21 protein-coding genes are annotated in these 18528 nt (G+C 67.3%); 15 read left to right on the forward strand and 6 right to left on the reverse strand.

Going from position 1 to position 18528, the window contains the following annotated elements:
* Nucleotides 1-17 precede the first annotated feature (17 nt).
* From rplF to truA, 15 genes are all read left to right on the forward strand, one after another.
* The gene (rplF, locus tag OH768_RS31255; protein WP_043676830.1) at nt 18-557 is read left to right on the forward strand and encodes a 50S ribosomal protein L6; all 540 of its coding nucleotides are present in this window, start codon (nt 18-20) and stop codon (nt 555-557) included.
* Between the two features lie 3 nt (nt 558-560).
* Nucleotides 561-944: a 50S ribosomal protein L18 gene (gene rplR, locus OH768_RS31260; RefSeq protein ID WP_019055526.1), complete on the forward strand. Its 384-nt coding sequence runs from the start codon at nt 561-563 to the stop codon at nt 942-944.
* A 37-nt stretch (nt 945-981) separates the two neighbouring features.
* Nucleotides 982-1587, forward strand: coding sequence for a 30S ribosomal protein S5 (rpsE, locus tag OH768_RS31265; RefSeq protein WP_006376045.1), 606 nt, complete (start codon nt 982-984; stop codon nt 1585-1587).
* The gene (rpmD, locus tag OH768_RS31270) at nt 1587-1769 is read left to right on the forward strand and encodes a 50S ribosomal protein L30 (protein WP_006376032.1); all 183 of its coding nucleotides are present in this window, start codon (nt 1587-1589) and stop codon (nt 1767-1769) included. Before rpsE ends, rpmD begins: the two co-directional genes overlap by 1 nt.
* Nucleotides 1770-1771: 2 nt before the next feature.
* Nucleotides 1772-2227 (forward strand): 50S ribosomal protein L15, encoded by a 456-nt coding sequence (rplO, locus tag OH768_RS31275; protein ID WP_043676833.1) that lies wholly within the window; start codon nt 1772-1774, stop codon nt 2225-2227.
* 168 nt (nt 2228-2395) lie between these two features.
* Complete coding sequence (secY, locus tag OH768_RS31280) at nt 2396-3709, forward strand: preprotein translocase subunit SecY (protein ID WP_406459126.1); 1314 nt, start codon at nt 2396-2398, stop codon at nt 3707-3709.
* A complete protein-coding gene (locus tag OH768_RS31285) occupies nt 3709-4380 on the forward strand; it encodes an adenylate kinase (RefSeq protein ID WP_359608888.1) in 672 nt (223 codons plus the stop codon). Before secY ends, OH768_RS31285 begins: the two co-directional genes overlap by 1 nt.
* Before the next feature lie 103 nt (nt 4381-4483).
* Nucleotides 4484-5320, forward strand: coding sequence for a type I methionyl aminopeptidase (gene map / locus OH768_RS31290; RefSeq protein WP_406459128.1), 837 nt, complete (start codon nt 4484-4486; stop codon nt 5318-5320).
* 250 nt (nt 5321-5570) lie between these two features.
* On the forward strand, nt 5571-5792 hold the full coding sequence (gene infA, locus OH768_RS31295; protein WP_003948620.1) for a translation initiation factor IF-1: 222 nt from the start codon (nt 5571-5573) through the stop codon (nt 5790-5792).
* A gap of 59 nt (nt 5793-5851) precedes the next feature.
* Nucleotides 5852-5965 carry a 50S ribosomal protein L36 gene (gene rpmJ / locus OH768_RS31300; RefSeq protein ID WP_003998809.1) on the forward strand — a complete coding sequence of 38 codons (114 nt, stop codon included), beginning with the start codon at nt 5852-5854 and terminating at the stop codon, nt 5963-5965.
* A 206-nt stretch (nt 5966-6171) separates the two neighbouring features.
* Nucleotides 6172-6552, forward strand: coding sequence for a 30S ribosomal protein S13 (gene rpsM, locus OH768_RS31305; protein WP_019055531.1), 381 nt, complete (start codon nt 6172-6174; stop codon nt 6550-6552).
* A gap of 69 nt (nt 6553-6621) precedes the next feature.
* The gene (gene rpsK, locus OH768_RS31310; RefSeq protein WP_003956432.1) at nt 6622-7026 is read left to right on the forward strand and encodes a 30S ribosomal protein S11; all 405 of its coding nucleotides are present in this window, start codon (nt 6622-6624) and stop codon (nt 7024-7026) included.
* A gap of 120 nt (nt 7027-7146) precedes the next feature.
* Nucleotides 7147-8169: a DNA-directed RNA polymerase subunit alpha gene (locus OH768_RS31315; RefSeq protein WP_406459131.1), complete on the forward strand. Its 1023-nt coding sequence runs from the start codon at nt 7147-7149 to the stop codon at nt 8167-8169.
* Nucleotides 8170-8252: 83 nt separating this feature from the next.
* Nucleotides 8253-8759, forward strand: a complete 507-nt coding sequence (rplQ, locus tag OH768_RS31320) for a 50S ribosomal protein L17 (RefSeq protein WP_406459133.1) — start codon at nt 8253-8255, stop codon at nt 8757-8759.
* Nucleotides 8760-8912: 153 nt separating this feature from the next.
* Nucleotides 8913-9758 (forward strand): tRNA pseudouridine(38-40) synthase TruA, encoded by an 846-nt coding sequence (gene truA / locus OH768_RS31325; RefSeq protein ID WP_406459135.1) that lies wholly within the window; start codon nt 8913-8915, stop codon nt 9756-9758.
* On the opposite strand, the gene OH768_RS31330 is transcribed toward truA, so the two are convergent.
* The 6 genes from OH768_RS31330 to OH768_RS31355 all read right to left on the reverse strand — a co-directional run bounded on the left by OH768_RS31330 (nt 9759) and on the right by OH768_RS31355 (nt 18238).
* A complete protein-coding gene (locus OH768_RS31330) occupies nt 9759-11795 on the reverse strand; it encodes an acyltransferase family protein (RefSeq protein WP_406459137.1) in 2037 nt (678 codons plus the stop codon).
* Nucleotides 11796-11844: 49 nt separating this feature from the next.
* The gene (locus tag OH768_RS31335; RefSeq protein ID WP_406459139.1) at nt 11845-12945 is read right to left on the reverse strand and encodes a sugar phosphate nucleotidyltransferase; all 1101 of its coding nucleotides are present in this window, start codon (nt 12943-12945) and stop codon (nt 11845-11847) included.
* Between the two features lie 16 nt (nt 12946-12961).
* A complete protein-coding gene (locus OH768_RS31340) occupies nt 12962-14191 on the reverse strand; it encodes a glycoside hydrolase family 113 (RefSeq protein ID WP_406459141.1) in 1230 nt (409 codons plus the stop codon).
* Between the two features lie 24 nt (nt 14192-14215).
* Nucleotides 14216-15667, reverse strand: a complete 1452-nt coding sequence (locus OH768_RS31345) for a glycosyltransferase family 2 protein (RefSeq protein ID WP_406459143.1) — start codon at nt 15665-15667, stop codon at nt 14216-14218.
* 234 nt (nt 15668-15901) lie between these two features.
* Entirely contained in the window at nt 15902-17275 is a 1374-nt protein-coding gene (locus OH768_RS31350; protein WP_406459145.1) for a glycoside hydrolase family 26 protein, read from the reverse strand.
* Nucleotides 17276-17359: 84 nt separating this feature from the next.
* A complete protein-coding gene (locus OH768_RS31355) occupies nt 17360-18238 on the reverse strand; it encodes a hypothetical protein (RefSeq protein ID WP_406459147.1) in 879 nt (292 codons plus the stop codon).
* Nucleotides 18239-18528 lie beyond the last annotated feature (290 nt).

An 18528-nucleotide genomic window follows, 5' to 3' on the forward strand; every position in this document is an offset into this window, starting at 1 on the left:
AGGGAACGGAAGAAGCTATGTCGCGTATTGGCAAGCTCCCCATCACGGTTCCCGCCGGCGTGGACGTCACCATCGACGGCCGTACGGTCTCGGTCAAGGGCCCCAAGGGCTCGCTGACCCACACCGTTGCTTCGCCGATCGACATCGCCAAGGGTGAGGACGGCGTTCTCAACGTCACCCGCCCCAACGACGAGCGTCAGAACAAGGCCCTGCACGGCCTGTCCCGCACGCTGGTGGCGAACATGATCACCGGCGTGACCGAGGGTTACGTGAAGAAGCTCGAGATCAGCGGTGTCGGTTACCGCGTTGCGGCCAAGGGATCGAACCTCGAGTTCGCGCTCGGCTACAGCCACTCGATCACGGTCGAGGCGCCCGAGGGCATCTCGTTCAAGGTCGAGAACCCGACGCACTTCTCGGTCGAGGGCATCGACAAGCAGAAGGTCGGCGAGGTTGCGGCCAACATCCGCAAGCTGCGCAAGCCCGACCCGTACAAGGCCAAGGGCGTCAAGTACGAGGGCGAAGTCATCCGGCGCAAGGTCGGAAAGGCGGGTAAGTAAGCCATGGCATACGGTACGAAGATCGCTAAGGGCGACGCTTACAAGCGTGCTGCCATCAAGCGTCGTCACATCCGCATCCGGAAGCACATTTCCGGTACGGCTGAGCGTCCGCGCCTGGTCGTGACCCGCTCCAACCGCCACATCGTGGCCCAGGTCATCGACGACATCAAGGGTCACACCCTGGCGTCGGCGTCGACCCTGGACACCTCGATCCGCGGCGGCGAGAGCGACAAGTCCGCGCAGGCCAAGTCGGTCGGCGCCCTGGTCGCCGAGCGCGCCAAGGCCGCCGGTGTCGAGGCTGTCGTATTCGACCGTGGCGGCAATCAGTACGCGGGGCGCATCGCCGCCCTGGCGGACGCCGCCCGCGAAGCCGGACTGAAGTTCTAGTCGCTTCCGTAGCTAGCGGAAAGAGAGAGGTAATCCAATGGCTGGACCCCAGCGCCGTGGAAGCGGTGCCGGTGGCGGCGAGCGGCGGGACCGGAAGGGCCGTGACGGCGGCGCTGCTGCCGCCGAGAAGACCGCGTACGTTGAGCGCGTAGTCGCGATCAACCGCGTCGCCAAGGTTGTCAAGGGTGGTCGTCGCTTCAGCTTCACCGCGCTGGTCGTGGTGGGCGACGGTGACGGCACCGTGGGTGTCGGTTACGGCAAGGCCAAGGAGGTGCCGGCCGCCATCGCCAAGGGTGTTGAGGAGGCCAAGAAGCACTTCTTCAAGGTCCCCCGTATCCAGGGCACCATCCCGCACCCGATCACGGGCGAGAAGGCCGCGGGCGTCGTCCTGCTCAAGCCTGCTTCCCCCGGTACCGGCGTTATCGCCGGTGGCCCGGTGCGAGCTGTCCTGGAGTGCGCCGGCGTTCACGACATCCTGTCGAAGTCGCTCGGTTCGTCCAACGCGATCAACATCGTGCACGCGACCGTGGCGGCCCTCAAGGGCCTGCAGCGTCCCGAGGAGATCGCGGCCCGCCGCGGTCTGCCCCTCGAGGACGTCGCCCCCGCGGCTCTCCTTCGTGCACGTGCCGGGGCGGGTGCGTAATGGCTCGCCTCAAGGTCACGCAGACGAAGTCGTACATCGGCAGCAAGCAGAACCACCGTGACACGCTGCGGTCCCTTGGTCTCAAGGGGATCAACACCGTGGTCGTCAAGGAGGACCGCCCCGAGTTCCGCGGAATGGTGCACACCGTCCGCCACCTCGTGACGGTTGAGGAGGTCGACTGATCATGGCGGAGAACAACCCGCTCAAGATCCACAACCTCCGTCCCGCCCCGGGCGCCAAGACCGCCAAGACCCGTGTGGGTCGTGGTGAGGCGTCGAAGGGTAAGACGGCCGGTCGTGGAACCAAGGGTACGAAGGCCCGTTACCAGGTTCCGGAGCGCTTCGAGGGTGGCCAGATGCCCCTCCACATGCGTCTTCCGAAGCTGAAGGGCTTCCGCAACCCGTTCAAGACCGAGTACCAGGTCGTGAACCTCGACAAGCTGGCGTCCCTGTACCCGGAGGGTGGCGAGGTCACCGTAGAGGGTCTCGTCGCCAACGGTGCGGTGCGCAAGAACAGCCTCGTCAAGGTCCTCGGCCAGGGCGAGATCTCCGTTGCGCTGCAGGTGACGGTGGACGCCGTCTCCGGTTCCGCCAAGGAGAAGATCACCGCCGCCGGCGGTACCGTCACCGAGCTCGTCTGAGCGCGATGACATAAGCGATCCCGACCGGGGATACCCCATAACGGGGTATCCCCGGTTGGTCGTTCCACGGGGGCAGAGTCGCCGGTAAGGTGGCCTGCACTGTTCTTATTCGTCGAACCTCAAGACCGTCACCCTTGACGCACGCGCGCGGGGGTCGCAGGAGGCACCGTGCTCACCGCGTTCGCCCGGGCGTTCAGGACGCCCGACCTGCGCAAGAAGCTGCTCTTCACGCTCGCCATCATCGTGGTCTACCGGGTCGGTACCCACGTTCCGATCCCGGGCGTCAACTACACGGCCGTACAGCAGTGTGTGACCGAGGCCTCCGGCAACCAGGGCCTCTTCGGGCTGGTCAACATGTTCTCCGGCGGTGCGCTGCTGCAGATCACGGTCTTCGCGCTCGGCATCATGCCGTACATCACGGCAAGCATCATTCTGCAGCTGCTGACCGTGGTGATCCCGCGTCTGGAGGCCCTCAAGAAGGAGGGCCAGGCCGGTACGGCGAAGATCACGCAGTACACGCGCTATCTGACCGTGGCGCTCGCCATCCTGCAGGGCACCGGCCTGGTGGCCACCGCCCGCAGCGGCGCCCTCTTCTCCGGCTGCACGGTCGCGACGAGCATCGTCCCGGACCGTGCCATCTTCACGACCATCACCATGGTCGTCACCATGACCGCCGGCACCTGCGTCGTGATGTGGCTCGGCGAGCTCATCACCGACCGCGGCATCGGCAACGGCATGTCGATCCTGATGTTCATCTCGATCGCGGCCACCTTCCCGTCCGCGCTGTGGGCCATCAAGAAGCAGGGCACGCTGGCCGGCGGCTGGATCGAGTTCGGCACCGTCATCCTCGTCGGCCTGGTGATGGTCGGCCTGGTGGTCTTCGTCGAACAGGCCCAGCGCCGCATCCCGGTCCAGTACGCGAAGCGCATGATCGGCCGCCGTTCCTACGGCGGTACGTCGACCTACATCCCGCTGAAGGTCAATCAGGCGGGTGTGATTCCCGTCATCTTCGCGTCCTCGCTGCTCTACATCCCGGCTCTGGTCGCGCAGTTCTCCAGCGGCGACTCCGCCTGGAAGACCTGGGTGACACAGAACCTGACCAAGGGTGACCACCCGATCTACCTGGTCAGCTACTTCCTGCTGATCGTTTTCTTCGCGTTCTTCTACGTGGCGATCTCGTTCAACCCCGAGGAAGTCGCCGACAACATGAAGAAGTATGGTGGCTTCATCCCGGGCATCCGGGCTGGCCGGCCCACCGCTGAGTACCTGAGCTACGTACTCAACCGGATCACCTGGCCGGGTTCGCTGTATCTGGGTCTGATCGCTCTCGTACCGACGATGGCGTTGGTCGGTTTCAACGCAAGCGGCAACTTCCCGTTCGGCGGGACCAGCATCCTCATCATCGTGGGCGTCGGTCTCGAGACGGTGAAGCAGATCGAGAGCCAGCTCCAGCAGCGCAATTACGAAGGGTTCCTCCGCTGATGCGAATCGTCCTCGTCGGGCCGCCGGGCGCCGGTAAGGGAACGCAGGCTGTGCGACTGGCCAAGACGCTGCACATCCCGCACATCTCCACGGGCGACCTCTTCCGTGCCAACATCAGTCAGGCCACGGAACTCGGCAAACTGGCGAAGTCCTACATGGACGCGGGCAACCTGGTCCCGGACGAGGTCACCATCGCGATGGCCAAGGACCGCATGGAGCAGCCGGACGCCGTCAACGGCTTCCTCCTGGACGGGTTTCCGCGCAATGTGTCGCAGGCCGAGGCGCTGGACGAACTGCTGAAGACCGAGGGCATCAAGCTGGACGCGGTCCTCGACCTGGAGGTCTCCGAGGAAGAGGTGGTCAAGCGCATCGCCGGCCGCCGCATCTGCCGGAAGGACTCCAGCCACGTCTTCCACGTGACGTACAGCCCGCCCAAGCAGGACGGTGTCTGTGACACCTGCGGCGGCGAGCTGTACCAGCGCGACGACGACTCCGAGGACACGGTCCGCACCCGGCTGGAGGTCTACCACACGCAGACCGAGCCGATCATCGACTACTACAAGGCCCAGGGCCTGGTGGTCACGATCTCCTCGCTCGGCCCGGTGGACGAGATCACCCAGCGCGCGCTGGACGCGCTGAAGCGCGACGACGAGGGCAACGACGACAAGTAGTCGCCCGGCAGATCCGGCCGCGGTGCCCCCAGGGGCGTCGCGGCCGTACTGTTGTGTACAGCCATATCCCAAGTGACGCGGAAGACGGAGAGCGCAGGCCCCCATGGTGCAGATCAAGACCCCCGAGCAGATCGTCAAGATGCGCGAGGCGGGGCTGGTCGTTGCCGCGATCCACGCGGCCACGCGTGAAGCGGCCGTACCCGGCGCGAGCACGAAGGATCTGGACGAGGTCGCCCGCAAGGTCCTCGCCGACCAGAACGCGAAGCCCAACTTCCTCGGCTACGGCGGCTTCCCGGCCACCATCTGCACCTCGGTGAACGAGGTCGTCGTCCATGGCATCCCGTCCGACGAGGTCGTCCTCAAGGACGGCGACATCATCTCCATCGACTGCGGCGCGATCATCGACGGCTGGCACGGCGACGCGGCGTACACCGCGTTCGTCGGCTCCGGCCACGCCCCGGAGCTGATCGAGCTCTCCCGGGTGACCGAGGAGTCGATGTGGGCCGGCATCGCCGCGATGAAGCTCGGCAACCGCCTGGTCGACATCTCCCGCGCGATCGAGACGTACATCCGCCGCCAGCCGAAGCCCGGCGGCGGCAAGTACGGAATCGTCGAGGACTACGGCGGCCACGGCATCGGTACCGAGATGCACATGGACCCGCACTTGCTGAACTACGTGGAGAAGCGGCGCGGCAAGGGCCCCAAGCTGATCCCCGGTTTCTGCCTGGCCATCGAGCCGATGGTGTCGCTCGGTACGCCGAAGACCGAGGTGCTCTCCGACGACTGGACGGTGATCACGACCGACGGGACGTGGTCGTCGCACTGGGAGCACTCGGTCGCTCTGACGGAGGAGGGGCCGCTTGTGCTGACGGCTCCCGACGGGGGTAAGGCGAAGCTGGCTGAGTACGGGATCACGGCTGCGCCGGATCCTGTTGCGTAGTTGTCCGGCTGACCGCCGGTGGGGGCTGGTCGCGCCCACGCGGCGGAGCCGCACATGTCACAGTCCCGCGCCCCTAAATACTCTCAGCGCGCTTAGTGATCTACGCCCCGGGGCATCCTCCATCGATTCGTCTTTCCGAGGGCCCTGACGTAGACTGACTCGTCGGCTCTCGTGCACCCGCATGTCCGCATGCACCCCGCAAGGGGAACGCGCGCGAGTCGATCAAGGTAGTCGATTCGAAGGGCGAAGCGTGGCCAAGAAGCAAGGTGCCATCGAGATCGAGGGCACTGTCGTCGAGTCTCTTCCGAACGCCATGTTCAAGGTCGAGCTCCAGAACGGCCACCAGGTCCTGGCACACATCAGCGGCAAGATGCGTATGCACTACATCCGTATCCTCCCTGACGACCGGGTCGTGGTGGAGCTGTCTCCGTACGACCTCACGCGTGGCCGGATCGTCTACCGCTACAAGTAGATCTTGCCCAGGTTCCGCGCAAGCGGCGCCGCAGGCAACTGACCCGGAGAACCTCACCAATGAAGGTCAAGCCGAGCGTCAAGAAGATCTGCGACAAGTGCAGGGTGATCCGCCGTCACGGTCGGGTCATGGTCATCTGCGAGAACCCGCGCCACAAGCAGCGCCAGGGCTGACGCACGACCTTCCCTCTGCATCGATTCGCAGAGATTCGCGCGACGCGAGCAATACATGTTCATACGCAGGACCCGGGCGTAGTAGGCGCCCGACACCCCCGGCTCGGAGGCTGGGGACCCACGCCGTACCAAATCTTCGAACGAAGAGGCCGGCGGCTGGGGTCCGGTTCTGCGGAAGACCTCCGAAGATCAACTGGAGCCATTGAATGGCACGCGTTTCCGGTGTCGACATCCCGCGCGAAAAGCGCGTGGAGGTCGCCCTCACCTACGTGTTCGGCATTGGTCGGACCCTTTCCCAGCTGACGCTGGCCGAGACCGGCATCGACCCCAACACCCGCGTTCGCGACCTCTCGGAAGAGCAGCTCGTCGCGATTCGCGAGTACGTCGACGCCAACATCAAGACCGAGGGTGACCTCCGTCGCGAGATCCAGGCCGACATCCGCCGCAAGGTGGAGATCGGCTGCTACCAGGGTCTCCGTCACCGTCGTGGTCTGCCCGTTCGCGGTCAGCGCACCAGCACGAACGCTCGTACCCGCAAGGGTCCGCGTCGCGCCATCGCCGGCAAGAAGAAGCCGGGCAAGAAGTAGTCCGCAGCGGACAACGCTTCATCAGCGGTCTTCGCTGTAGGACCGACCACCTCCCCGTAGGAGTAATAGATGCCCCCCAAGGGTCGTCAGGGCGCTGCCAAGAAGGTGCGCCGCAAGGAAAAGAAGAACGTCGCTCACGGCCACGCGCACATCAAGAGCACGTTCAACAACACGATCGTCTCGATCACGGACCCCTCGGGCAACGTGATCTCCTGGGCCTCCGCCGGCCACGTCGGCTTCAAGGGCTCGCGCAAGTCCACCCCCTTCGCCGCGCAGATGGCCGCCGAGTCGGCCGCCCGTCGCGCGCAGGAGCACGGCATGCGCAAGGTCGACGTCTTCGTGAAGGGCCCGGGCTCCGGTCGCGAGACCGCGATCCGCTCCCTCCAGGCCACCGGTCTTGAGGTCGGCTCCATCCAGGACGTCACCCCCACCCCGCACAACGGCTGCCGTCCGCCGAAGCGCCGCCGCGTCTGACGCACGGCCGGTAGTTCTGGGTTTCCGGGCGGTACGGCTTTTCGGAGCCGTATCGCCCGTACCCTTGCAGTAACAGCAGGACATCAAATAGTGGGTGTCCATGACTGAAGGAATCACCTCATGCTGATCGCTCAGCGTCCGTCTCTGACCGAAGAGGTCGTTGACGAGTTCCGTTCCCGGTTCGTGATCGAGCCGCTGGAGCCCGGCTTCGGCTACACCCTCGGCAACTCCCTCCGTCGTACGCTCCTCTCCTCGATCCCCGGTGCCGCTGTCACCAGCATCCGGATCGACGGCGTTCTGCACGAGTTCACCACCGTGCCGGGCGTCAAGGAGGACGTCACCGACCTGATCCTCAACATCAAGCAGCTCGTTGTCTCCTCGGAGCACGACGAGCCGGTCGTGATGTACCTGCGCAAGCAGGGTCCGGGTCTGGTCACCGCCGCCGACATCGCGCCCCCGGCCGGTGTCGAGGTACACAACCCCGACCTGGTCCTCGCCACGCTGAACGGCAAGGGCAAGCTGGAGATGGAGCTCACGGTCGAGCGTGGCCGCGGTTACGTCTCCGCCGTGCAGAACAAGCAGGTGGGTCAGGAGATCGGCCGTATCCCGGTCGACTCGATCTACTCGCCGGTGCTGAAGGTCACGTACAAGGTCGAGGCGACGCGTGTCGAGCAGCGCACCGACTTCGACAAGCTGATCGTCGACGTCGAGACGAAGCAGGCGATGCGTCCGCGTGACGCGATGGCGTCGGCCGGCAAGACCCTGGTGGAGCTGTTCGGTCTCGCGCGCGAGCTGAACATCGACGCCGAGGGCATCGACATGGGCCCGTCCCCCACGGACGCCGCCCTGGCCGCCGACCTCGCCCTGCCGATCGAGGAGCTGGAACTCACCGTCCGCTCCTACAACTGCCTCAAGCGCGAGGGCATCCACTCCGTGGGTGAGCTCGTGGCTCGTTCCGAGGCCGACCTCCTGGACATCCGCAACTTCGGTGCGAAGTCCATCGACGAGGTCAAGGCGAAGCTGACCGGCATGGGCCTGGCCCTGAAGGACAGCCCGCCCGGATTCGACCCGACCGCAGCCGCCGACGCCTTCGGCGCCGACGACGACGTGGACGCGGGTTTTGTGGAGACCGAGCAGTACTGATCGGTTGTTGCCGGTGAGCGTCCGCTCGCCGGGTCCTGACCCCGGTACCTGATACGGCCGGGGCAGATACCAAGGAGAAAGAAATGCCGAAGCCCACCAAGGGTGCCCGTCTGGGCGGCAGTGCCGCGCACGAGAAGCTCCTCCTCGCGAACCTCGCGAAGAGCCTCTTCGAGCACGGCCGTATCACCACCACCGAGGCGAAGGCCCGCAAGCTGCGGCCGTACGCCGAGCGGCTGGTCACCAAGGCGAAGAAGGGCGACCTTCACAACCGCCGTCAGGTGCTCCAGGTGATCACGGACAAGAGCGTCGTCCACACGCTCTTCACCGAGATCGGCCCGCGCTACGAGAACCGTCCCGGTGGCTACACCCGTATCACCAAGATCGGTAACCGTCGTGGTGACAACGCGCCCATGGCTGTCATCGAGCTCGTCGAGGCGCTGACTGTTGCACAGGCTGCGACGGGTGAGGCCGAGGCGGCGACCAAGCGTGCCGCGAAGGATGCCGAGGCTGTTGTCGAGGCTCCGGTTGAGGTCGTCGAGGACGCGAAGCCGGCTGAGGTCGAGGCCGACGAAGAGGCCAAGGACGCGTAAGTAGTCCTTTGGCTGCCGGTCCGTCGTGGCTGGTCGCGCGCACGCGGCGGTAGCCGCAAATCAGCACAGCCCCGCGCCCCTATCGGGGCGCTTCAGTGGGCCCGTTCCTTTCGAGGGACGGGCCCGCTTTTGTGTACCTGAAAGGATCTCGGTGTGAGTGACGAAGTGGCGGCCGGGTTCGTACGCGTACGGCTCGACCTTTCCTACGACGGGACCCTGTTCTCCGGGTGGGCCAAGCAGGCCGGGGGGCGGCGGACCGTTCAGGGGGAGGTCGAGGACGCGTTGCGGACCGTGACGCGGGCGGGGGCGGCGGCGTACGACCTGACCGTGGCGGGGCGGACCGATGCCGGGGTGCATGCGCGGGGGCAGGTGGCGCATGTCGATCTGCCGGGGGAGGTGTGGGCGGAGCACCGGGAGAAGCTGCTGAAGCGGCTCGCGGGGCGGCTGCCGAAGGACGTGCGGGTGTGGGGGGTCGCGGAGGCTCCCGAGGGCTTCAACGCGCGGTTCGCGGCGCTGTGGCGGCGTTACGTCTACCGGGTCGGGGACCGGCCGGGGGGAGTGGACCCCCTGCTGCGGAACCATGTGCTGTGGCACGACTGGGAGTTGGACGTCGACGTGATGGATGCCGCCGCCAAGTCCCTTGTGGGGGAACATGACTTCGCCGCCTACGCCAAGAAGCGCGAGGGGGCGACGACGATCCGGGAGATCCTCGACTTCGGGGTGCGGCGGCGGGGTGATGGTGTCGTCGAGATCGAAGTCCGTGCCGATGCCTTCTGCCACAACCAAGTGCGGTCCATGGCCGGCGCGTTGCTGTTCGTCGGCGACGGGCACCGGGGCGCGGACTGGCCACGGAAGGTGCTGGACGCGGGGGTGCGGGACAGTGCCGTGCATGTCGTACGGCCGCACGGGCTGACGCTGGAGGAGGTCGCGTACCCGGCGGACGAACTGCTGGCGGAGCGGCAGCGGCAGGCCCGCCGGGTGCGGGGGGTCGTGAACTGATCAGCCGGCCAGGGCCTTCTGCAGGGTCGGCTTGAGGTAGGGGGCCAGGGACTTCGCGTAGCCGGCCGTGATGTGGCTGGAGTCGAAGTAGACGATCTGGTGGGAGATCACGGTCGGGCAGACGCCGCTCGCGCAGAACGCGGGCAGTACGTCGATGACCTCGGCGCCGTGCCGTACGGCCACCTTCTGCTCGGTGGCCCGGAACGCGGGGAACTGGATGGCCGCGTCCTGCTTGGGGTTGCAGGCGGGGACGTCGTCGGTGTGGGTGGCGAGGCAGTCCGGGACGTTCCTGCCGGGCTGGGGTGTGTCCGTGATGTAGATGAGCTTGGCGCCGGACGCCTCCAGGACCTTGAAGGCCTTCTCCGCGCCGGACTCCGTCACCTCCTGGCGGATACGGCTGGTGACGACGACCACTTCGGGGTGGAGTGTCTTGATCTCCTCGAACGCCGATTGCCGCCAGCTGTCGCACTCGGAGTACTCGCGGTTCAGCTCGGGGTTGGTGATCGAGTAGATCTCGGGGGAGCAGCCGCCCTTCGCCATGGTCACCACCTTGGTGTGCAGCTGCTGTCCGAGCTGGTGGAAGGCGTCGCCCCACTGCCAGGCGTGCGAGTCGCCGATGACGACCGTCGTGGTCCTGCCCGCGGTGTCGCCGATGACGCAGTTGTCGCGCATGACGAACTTCTTGACGTCGGTGTCGTCGATGCAGCCGTAGTGGGTGTGGTCCTCCTTGGAGTTCGGGAGGGCGTTGAGGGTGGTGGCCGAGAGCTTCTTCTGCAGTACGGAGCTCTTCACCGAGTCGGCGTCGGAGTAGCCGACGCTGCCCGAGCTCGCGACGGAGCCCGAGGTCGAGAGGTTCAGCGGAGCGACCATCGCGAAGGCCATGGCCCCGGCCGCCGCGGCGATGGCGGTGGCGCCGGTGAGGATGCCCTTCCAGGGGCGGGCGACCAGTTCCTTGTTCGTCCTGAAGCGGAGTTCGAAGCTGTAGTACATGAGGATCGCGAGGAAGAACGACAGGAAGACGACGCGGAAGCGGTCCGAGTACGACATGTCCCGGCCCACGATGTCCGGCCAGAGGATGAGGATCGGCCAGTGCCAGAGGTACCAGCCGTAGCTGACGTTTCCGATGAAGTTGAACACCGGGTTGTCCAGCAGCCGTTCCACGCCCAGGCGGGGAGCCGCGCAGCCGCCGGCGATGATCATGCAGGCGCCGAGTACCGGGCCGCCCACCGCGTATCCGGGCAGGGGCGTCTCCTTGGTGATGAGGAGCGCGGTGCCGATCGTGGTGACGAGGCCCAGCCAGGAGACGACGCCCGCGAGACCGACGTTCATCCGGGACAGGAGGGGCGCGCTCAGGGCGAGGAGGATGCCGCAGGCGAGTTCCCAGATACGGGTCTGGGTGCCGAAGTACGCGAGGGGCTGGTTCGAGGCGGTCTGCTTGACGGACAGATACAGCGAGCCGGCCACCACGGCCACGAGGAACACCGCGACCAGGGCGCGGTTGCGGAAGACCAGACGGCTGAGCCAGGCCACGGCGACGAGTGCGATCGGGGCGGCCAGATAGAACTGCTCCTCGATGCCCAGTGACCAGAAGTGCTGGTACGGGGACTGGGTGCCGTCGTTGGCGAAGTAGTCGGTGCCGGTCTCGGCGAGGCGCCAGTTCATGACGCTGAGCGCCGAGGAGAGGCCGTCCTTCATGTCGGAGCGGAACCTGAGCGGGCTGGCGTAGAGCCATGCCAGGCCCGCGGTGACGACGATGACGAGCGCCATGCCCGGGGCGAGCCGCCGCATGCGGCGCGCCCAGAACTTGCTCAGCGACACCTTGCCGGTCTTGTCGATCTCGGCGAGCAGCTGGCTGCCGATCAGGAAGCCGCTCAGCACGAAGCTCACATCCACACCGCCGTGGATGTCGACCAGGCCGACGTGCATGCTGACCACCATCATGATGGCGACGGCACGCAGGCCCTGGATGTCCGGCCGGTACTTGCGAAGACGCTCTGTCTTCGGGGCCGTTGCTCGATGGCGGGTGAGGGTCGTCACGGTTCTCCAGTAACTGTCCGGACGGGCCGGTGGGGGCGGGCCGGTGAATTCAGTGGGCCGTCAGGCAGGCGGCGGCCGTGCCGCTGACGCGGACGCCTTGGGCGGGGATGCGGATGCCGCACGACAGCCGCAGCTGGGCGGGCAGTTCGTTCTCCGCGCCGATGTGCGCGTGGCAGCCGACCACGACCTCGCGCAGGAGCGATTCCCGGCCGATCGTGGAGTCGTGGTCCACCACCGACTCGTGGATCCGGGCGCCCTCGGCCACGGTGACACCGCCGCCGATGATGGAGCGGTCGACGACCACGTGCGGGCCGATGACGGCCTGCGGGCCGATCGTCGAGCCGCCCGTGACACGGGCGGTCGGGGCGATGGTGGCCGTGGGGTGGATCAGGGCCTGGGCGTACCGCTCCACGAGGGGGGAGGTCACCTTGCCGGTGACCAGGTCGGCGGAGCCGTGGACGAAGGCCAGCGGGGTACCGAGGTCGCGCCAGTAGTCGTCGGTCGTGTGGCCGACGATGGGCCGGCCCTGGGCGACGAGCTGCGGGAAGGTCTCCTGCTCGACGGAGACCTCGCGGCCGGCCGGGATGGCGTCGAGGACGGACCGGCGGAACACGTAGCAGCCGGCGTTGACCTGGTCGGTGACGCACTCCTCGGCGGTCTTCGGCTTCTCCAGGAAGGACAGCACCCGGCCGGCCCCGTCGGTGGGGACCAGGCCGAAGGCGCGCGGGTCGGCGACCCGGGTGAGGTGCAGGGTCACGTCCGCTTCCCGGGCCTCGTGGAGTTCCACGATGCCGCCCAGGTCGACGCCGGACAGGATGTCGCCGTTGAGGACGAGGACCGGGGCGTCGGGGGCGTCGCCGCGCAGCAGCCGGCCGGCGTTGCGGATCGCGCCGCCGGTGCCGAGCGGGACCTCCTCGACGGCGTAGGAGATCTCCAGGCCCTGGGCGAAGTTCTTGAACTCCTCCTCGAAGAGGCCGGCGAGATAGGAGGTGGCGAACACGACGTGCTCGACGCCGGCGTCCATCAGCTTGGCGATCTGGTGCCGGATGAAGGAGGAACCCGCCACGCCGAGCAGCGGCTTCGGGGTGTGGTTCGTCAGGGGGCGCAGCCGGGTTCCCTTGCCGCCCACCAGAATGATGGCTTCGCGCATGATTGCCTCGCTCTCGTCAGCCGGCGGTCGTGGTACCGGGGCCCGCGTAGTCGGAGGTGAAACAGGACTTGATGGCCTTCTCGGAGAGCGGGCGACCGGCGAAGTCGAGCCGGGAGGCGATCTTGTCGTCGGGTTTGACGTTCGGGTTGGTGTCGAAGTAGACCGACCACCAATAGACGCCGCTCATCTTCCGTTCCTGGACGACCTTGCAGACGGCCGTGTACCAGTTGGCCTGCACCTGCGGGTTGACGGTCCGCTTGGCGTAGAAGTTGCCGGGGGAGTGGTAGGCGCCGTTCATGGCACCGATGCCGGCCTCGGAGATGGTGATCTTCGGCAGCGGTCCGGTGGCCTTCTTGTCCAGCCAGTCGTTCCAGCCGGCGACGAGGGTGGTCACCGACGCGGTGTCCGCGACCTTCACCGGGAAGTACGCGTCGACACCGAGGTGGGTGACGGGCATGGTGATCGGACCCTCGACGTAGTTGTCCCAGTTCGCGTCGTACGCGACCTCGCCGCTGAAGGTCTGCTCGGCGCCGTGCACGAGCGCCTCCCAACGGGGGTCGCCCTCCATGGAGTTCAGCTCGGTGCCGATGACGAAGCTCGCCGCCCGCTCACTGTGGGCCGCCTTCAGATAGGGCGTCATGAACGCCTTGTAGGAGGCGAACCAGGCGGCGCGGTCGGTGGGCTTGATGTTTCCGCGCCAGCCGCCGTTGGCGGTGTCGAGGGACTTCTCGTCCATGAGCGGCCGTACGGTCGTCCGCAGCCCGGCCTCGTGGAAGATCCGGAGGACCTGGGCGAGCCGCTCGGGGGTGGGGGTCTTGTCGCCCCGGCTGATCTTCGTGGACGTACGGGTGCCGGTGTAGAAGGGGAAGCTCACGCTGATCGAGTTGGCGTGCAGGCCGACCACGTACTCGGCCTGGGTCCTGGCCTGCTGCTCGACGTACTTGAGGGAGTGCTTGGGGTTGTCCTCCCAGTAGAGCTGGACGCCCCACTGCGGCATGCCCTTCTTCCACTCCTCGGTGACCTTGGCGGGGCTCGCGTCGGCCGGGGCCGAGGTGTCCGGGGTGGTGCCGTCGGCGGAGGTGGTCTTCGGCGTCGTGGTCTTGTCCCCCTTGAGGACGAGGGTCGGCAGCATCGAGCCCGATTCCCAGCGCAGCGGATGGTCACCGGCGACGAACGGCACCACGAGCACGAAGGAGATGACGGATACGGGCAGCACGGCGAGCAGAGGCAGGCGGGCGCGCTTCATGACGTGTCGTTTCTTCTCTTCGGATCAGGCGGGCTTGGCGATGACGACGAACTTGTTCTCCTCGCGGCGCACGAACTTCCAGAGGCCCTTGATGCCGCCGATTCCTTCGAGGAGGGAGAACAGGGGCAGCATCAGGAGCACCGCCATGGGCTCCCACCACTTGCGCTTGCCGTTCGCCGAGGCGATCGCGTTGAGCCGCAGCCCTTCCCAGTACGCCCAGATCACATAGGCGAAGCTGATCGACCACAGGATGACCACGGACTGGGTCACGGGCGAGGTGTTCATGTTGCCGATGAACCAGCCGACGAAAATGATCGTGCCGACGTGCTGCAGCGGGCCCAGGATCCAGCTCGTCACGCAGATGGTCAGGAACCAGCGGTAGCGGAGCGGGACTTTGCGGTTGCAGCAGAGGGCGACCAGGCCCCAGGCCCAGCGCTCGCGCTGCTTGATGAAGTCCTTCGCGTTGGCCGGGGAGGCGCCGTAGCAGCGGCCGTTGAACCAGTCGCTGCGGCCGGGGTAGATACGGCAGAACGTCAGCGCCAGCCGGGCGTCCTCGACGATCTCCTTGGGGCCGAAGTCCCAGCCGATCTCGGCCTCGATGGACGCCCGCAGCACGAGCAGTTCGCCGTGCACGCCCGCGGCCGGGGTGCCGAGACCGGTGAAGGCACGGAACCGCGCGATGTCGTCGGCGGGGCGGATGGCGTCGGCGAACCAGGTGAGCTTGGACACCGCGTTCTCGCGCGGGTACGTGAGGATGCCCTGCGCCATGTGCTTGACCTCTTCCGGGGTCGCACGGCGCTGGCGGTTGATGAACTGGGCGAGGGAGGCCGCGGTGTCGGGGCCCACACCGGTGTCGTCGTCCATGTGCAGCACCCACACGTGGTCGAGGGCCTCGCCCTCCTCGATGCGCAGCTCATGGGCGTAGTTGTTGGCGCGGGCCTTGAAGCGGGTGCCGTTCTCGGTCTCGTAGGCCTTCGGCACGGTGACCACCCGGATCAGGGGCGAGGTCGCCGCCAGCGCGTCGATCCGCTCGGCCGCCTCGCAGCCCTCTTCGGTGAGGACGTCCACCCGCATGTACGGGAACCACTCGGGGAGGTGCTCCACGTAGGAGAGGACGGAGCGCTCCAGGGCCGGGTACGTGTCGTGCCGGCCGATGGTGGGCACGAGCGTGATCAGGAAGTCCTGGTCGACCGGAGCGGGCGGGGTCATCAGGTGGGCCCTGCGCAGCCGTCGGCGGATCAGCATGAAGCCCTGGAAGGAGACCAGGACACCGGGTACCGGCAGTGCCCAGCAGATGGTGATCACCCAGGCGAGCGGTGAGTCGCTCGGGGTGTACGACCACAGACTGAAGACGAGCAGGAACACCAGGGGGACGACGAACGGCAGGATCCCCGGCTTCCACGAGGCGGTGCGCTGTGCCAGTTTCGCGTTGTGCCGCGAATGCGGCATACCCCCGTCGACCAGTGTCGTTGTCACGACTGCGGAACTCCCATGAGATCGGTGGTGCGTCGAGGCAGCAGCAGATCTCGGCACGGCACGCCTACGCGCGTCGCGCTCGTTTACTTCGGGTTCTGCCCCCGACGCCTTCGTTGGCGCCTCGGCCACTCAGAAGCCCCCCCGGGCGCCCAAAAAACGCTGGCCGAACAGCTGCACGATCGTCGCACACTTGCTTCACGCAAGGAATACGGGTGTGAAAGGTGTAGTCAAAAGTTAATCAAACTGGCTCTTGTGCAGTGATGTCCATATAGCGGCCGAAGCCGTGATCACCTGCGTGGAGGCGTAGGTTCCGCGCACATCGGCCACCGTGTTCTGGCCCGTCGGCGCGGAGACGTTGTCGTACGACAGAGCCTGCCCCCACACGCTCCACAGCACCCAGGGAGTCCGGCTCAGGGTGTGCGGCTGCGCCGCGTTCAGCGGGACATGGAAGGACTCGGCCATGGCCCTGGGCCTGCGGTACCGCTCCAGCCCCCGGTACCAGACCTCCGTCCAGGCGCCCGGCCCGTACGGCTTCTCCGGGGAGCCGCTGTAGTCGTCGACACCGACCACGTCCACGTAACGGCCACCGGGGTAGTAGGCGTGCGGCGACGGGTGACGCGAGCCGTCCCAGGCGACCGGCGCCCACACGAAGATCAGATTGTGCAGGCCGCGCCGGGTGACGAGATGGTCGTATGTCGCACGCCACAGTTTTTGGTATACGGCCGGATCCTGCCCCGACCACCAGAACCCGTGGCCCAGTGCCGTGTTCATCTCGTGGTACGGCCGCAGCAGCACCGGCACACCGCGTTCCGCCAGGTAGCCGAGGTGGTCCGCGAGATAGTCCAGGTCGTGCAGCAGGGCCCGGTGCTCGGCGGTGCCCTCGGTGACGACCCGGCTGAACCAGCCGGGGTCCTTCGCGGCCGGCGAGTTGCCGTGCAGGGTCTGCGGGAACCCCTTGATCTCGCTGCCCGGGTACGGCTGGTGGAAGGAGAAACCGACGATGCCCGCCGGTGCACCCCCGTTGTGCGGCAGCGAGATCTCCGCGCCGCCCGCACCGCAGTCCGTGTGCGTGCCGGAGGGCCGGTACGAGCCGTCGGCGGCCCGGGGCAGACCCGCCCACACCCCGACCGCGAGATCCACCGCGTCCTCGGCGTACCCCCACAGGCGCCGGCAGCCGGGCCAGGCGCGGGAGTACGAGCGGGACTCGCCCACCGCCCAGCCCGGCTGGCCGTACCCGGGGCCCAGGTCCAGCTCCACGAAGCCGGGCAGCCGGCCGGTGATGTCCTGGGCCTTCTTGTAGTAGTAGCCCGGCTGCTTCAGGCCCCGGTAGTCGCCGTACGACACGTTATAGCGCTCGTTCTGCAGCTCCACGTGCTGGCCGATGACCGTCCGGGAGGCCTCGCCGCGCCGGGCCCTGTTCTCCAGGCCGGCCAGCAGCGCGTAAACGTTCCGGGCGGCGGGCGTCGCCTTGGGATCGCGGTCGCGCAGCTCCGCGGGGACCTCGCCCGGGCCCTGCCCGGTGGACTCGTGCCGGGTCGCCCACCAGGCCAGCGGGGCGAGCGCGGCGGCGGACACCCCGGCCGCGATGAGCTGAACCCGCCCGCGCATGCGCATGATCCCCGACCCCTCCCCGACCGACCCGGGGTGATTCTGCCCCGTACGGGAGAAGAGGGGTCGGCGCGGGCGCCGTTTCTAGTTCTGCGCCGCCGCCGAGGCCTGTGCCTCGCCCCGCCTGCCGATCTGGCGGAACGCGAACTCGGCCAGGTCGTCGCCGGTGGTGAAGACCTTGGTGTCCTTCGTCGTCACGTCCGTGCCGTTGGTGAAGCCGGCGATCGTGAAGTAGGCGTAGCGGCCGTAGGAGTTGGTGGTCGTGCGGCACACCGCGCCGTCGCAGAACGGCTTGACGCCCTTGCCGGACAGCGACCGGATGACGGCCTTCTTGTCCGCCTGGGTCTTGACCTTCGTCGCCTGGGCCTCCGAGTCGAAGACGGCCACGCCGACCGTCACCGCGACGTTGTCCTTGGTGTAGGTGACGCGCATCAGGCGGGTGCAGCCGTTGGCCGTGAGGACCTTCGGGAGGGTCGACTGGGCGGCCGGGGCACAGTTGGTGGTGTCGGCCGTCGGGCCCTTCTTGTACACGGTCGAGCCCATGGTCAACTGCGTGCCGGGGAACAGGAGTTCCGCGCTGAGCGGCGCGGTGTCCTTGGCCTTGCTGGAGATGAACTCCTTCGGGTCCAGCGGCGGCGGCGCGCTGGTCGGCGCGAAGGACGGCGAGGTGGCGCCGACGCTCGGCAGGGACCCGCTCGCGGGCAGGTTCGTCGGCTTCCCGGAGGCGGTGTCGTCGCCGTTCGCCGACACCACGGCCATGGCCACGGCCGTCCCGACGGCTATCGTCGCGACCGCGCCGCCGCCTATGAGCAGCAGTCTCTTGCGTCGGTTGCGCGTCTCCGCCCGGTCGGCGAGCGCGGCCCAGTCCGGGGTCTCGTCGTCGACGTTGCCGCCCCACGGCTGCTGCGATTGCGGTTTCCAGGGATCCCACTGGGACTGGGGTCCCCCCTGCCCAAAGCTCATGGGTCGCATCCTAGACGGGGCAACGGCCGTGCACGTGCGTCTCAATGAGCCCTGGAGCAACTGGCGTTGGAGCCGTCACGGTATGTGTCCGGACCATCGCCGTGCGCTGCCGCGGCGAACGCTTCCGGGCTCCGCGAAATCGCGGGTGGCCGGCAGGTCGCACCCCGTTTTGACCCGTCCGGGGCAGCGCGAGTACTCTTGCGGTTTGTTATGCGTATCGGCTTGGTCGTTCTCACGCGAGAGGCCCTTACGTAGGTTCCCTGGAGCAGTTACCAGTGGGCGGCATACGG

Origin of the sequence: Streptomyces sp. NBC_01622 (genome assembly GCF_045209635.1) — a bacterium.
Taxonomy (GTDB): Bacteria; Actinomycetota; Actinomycetes; order Streptomycetales; family Streptomycetaceae; genus Streptomyces.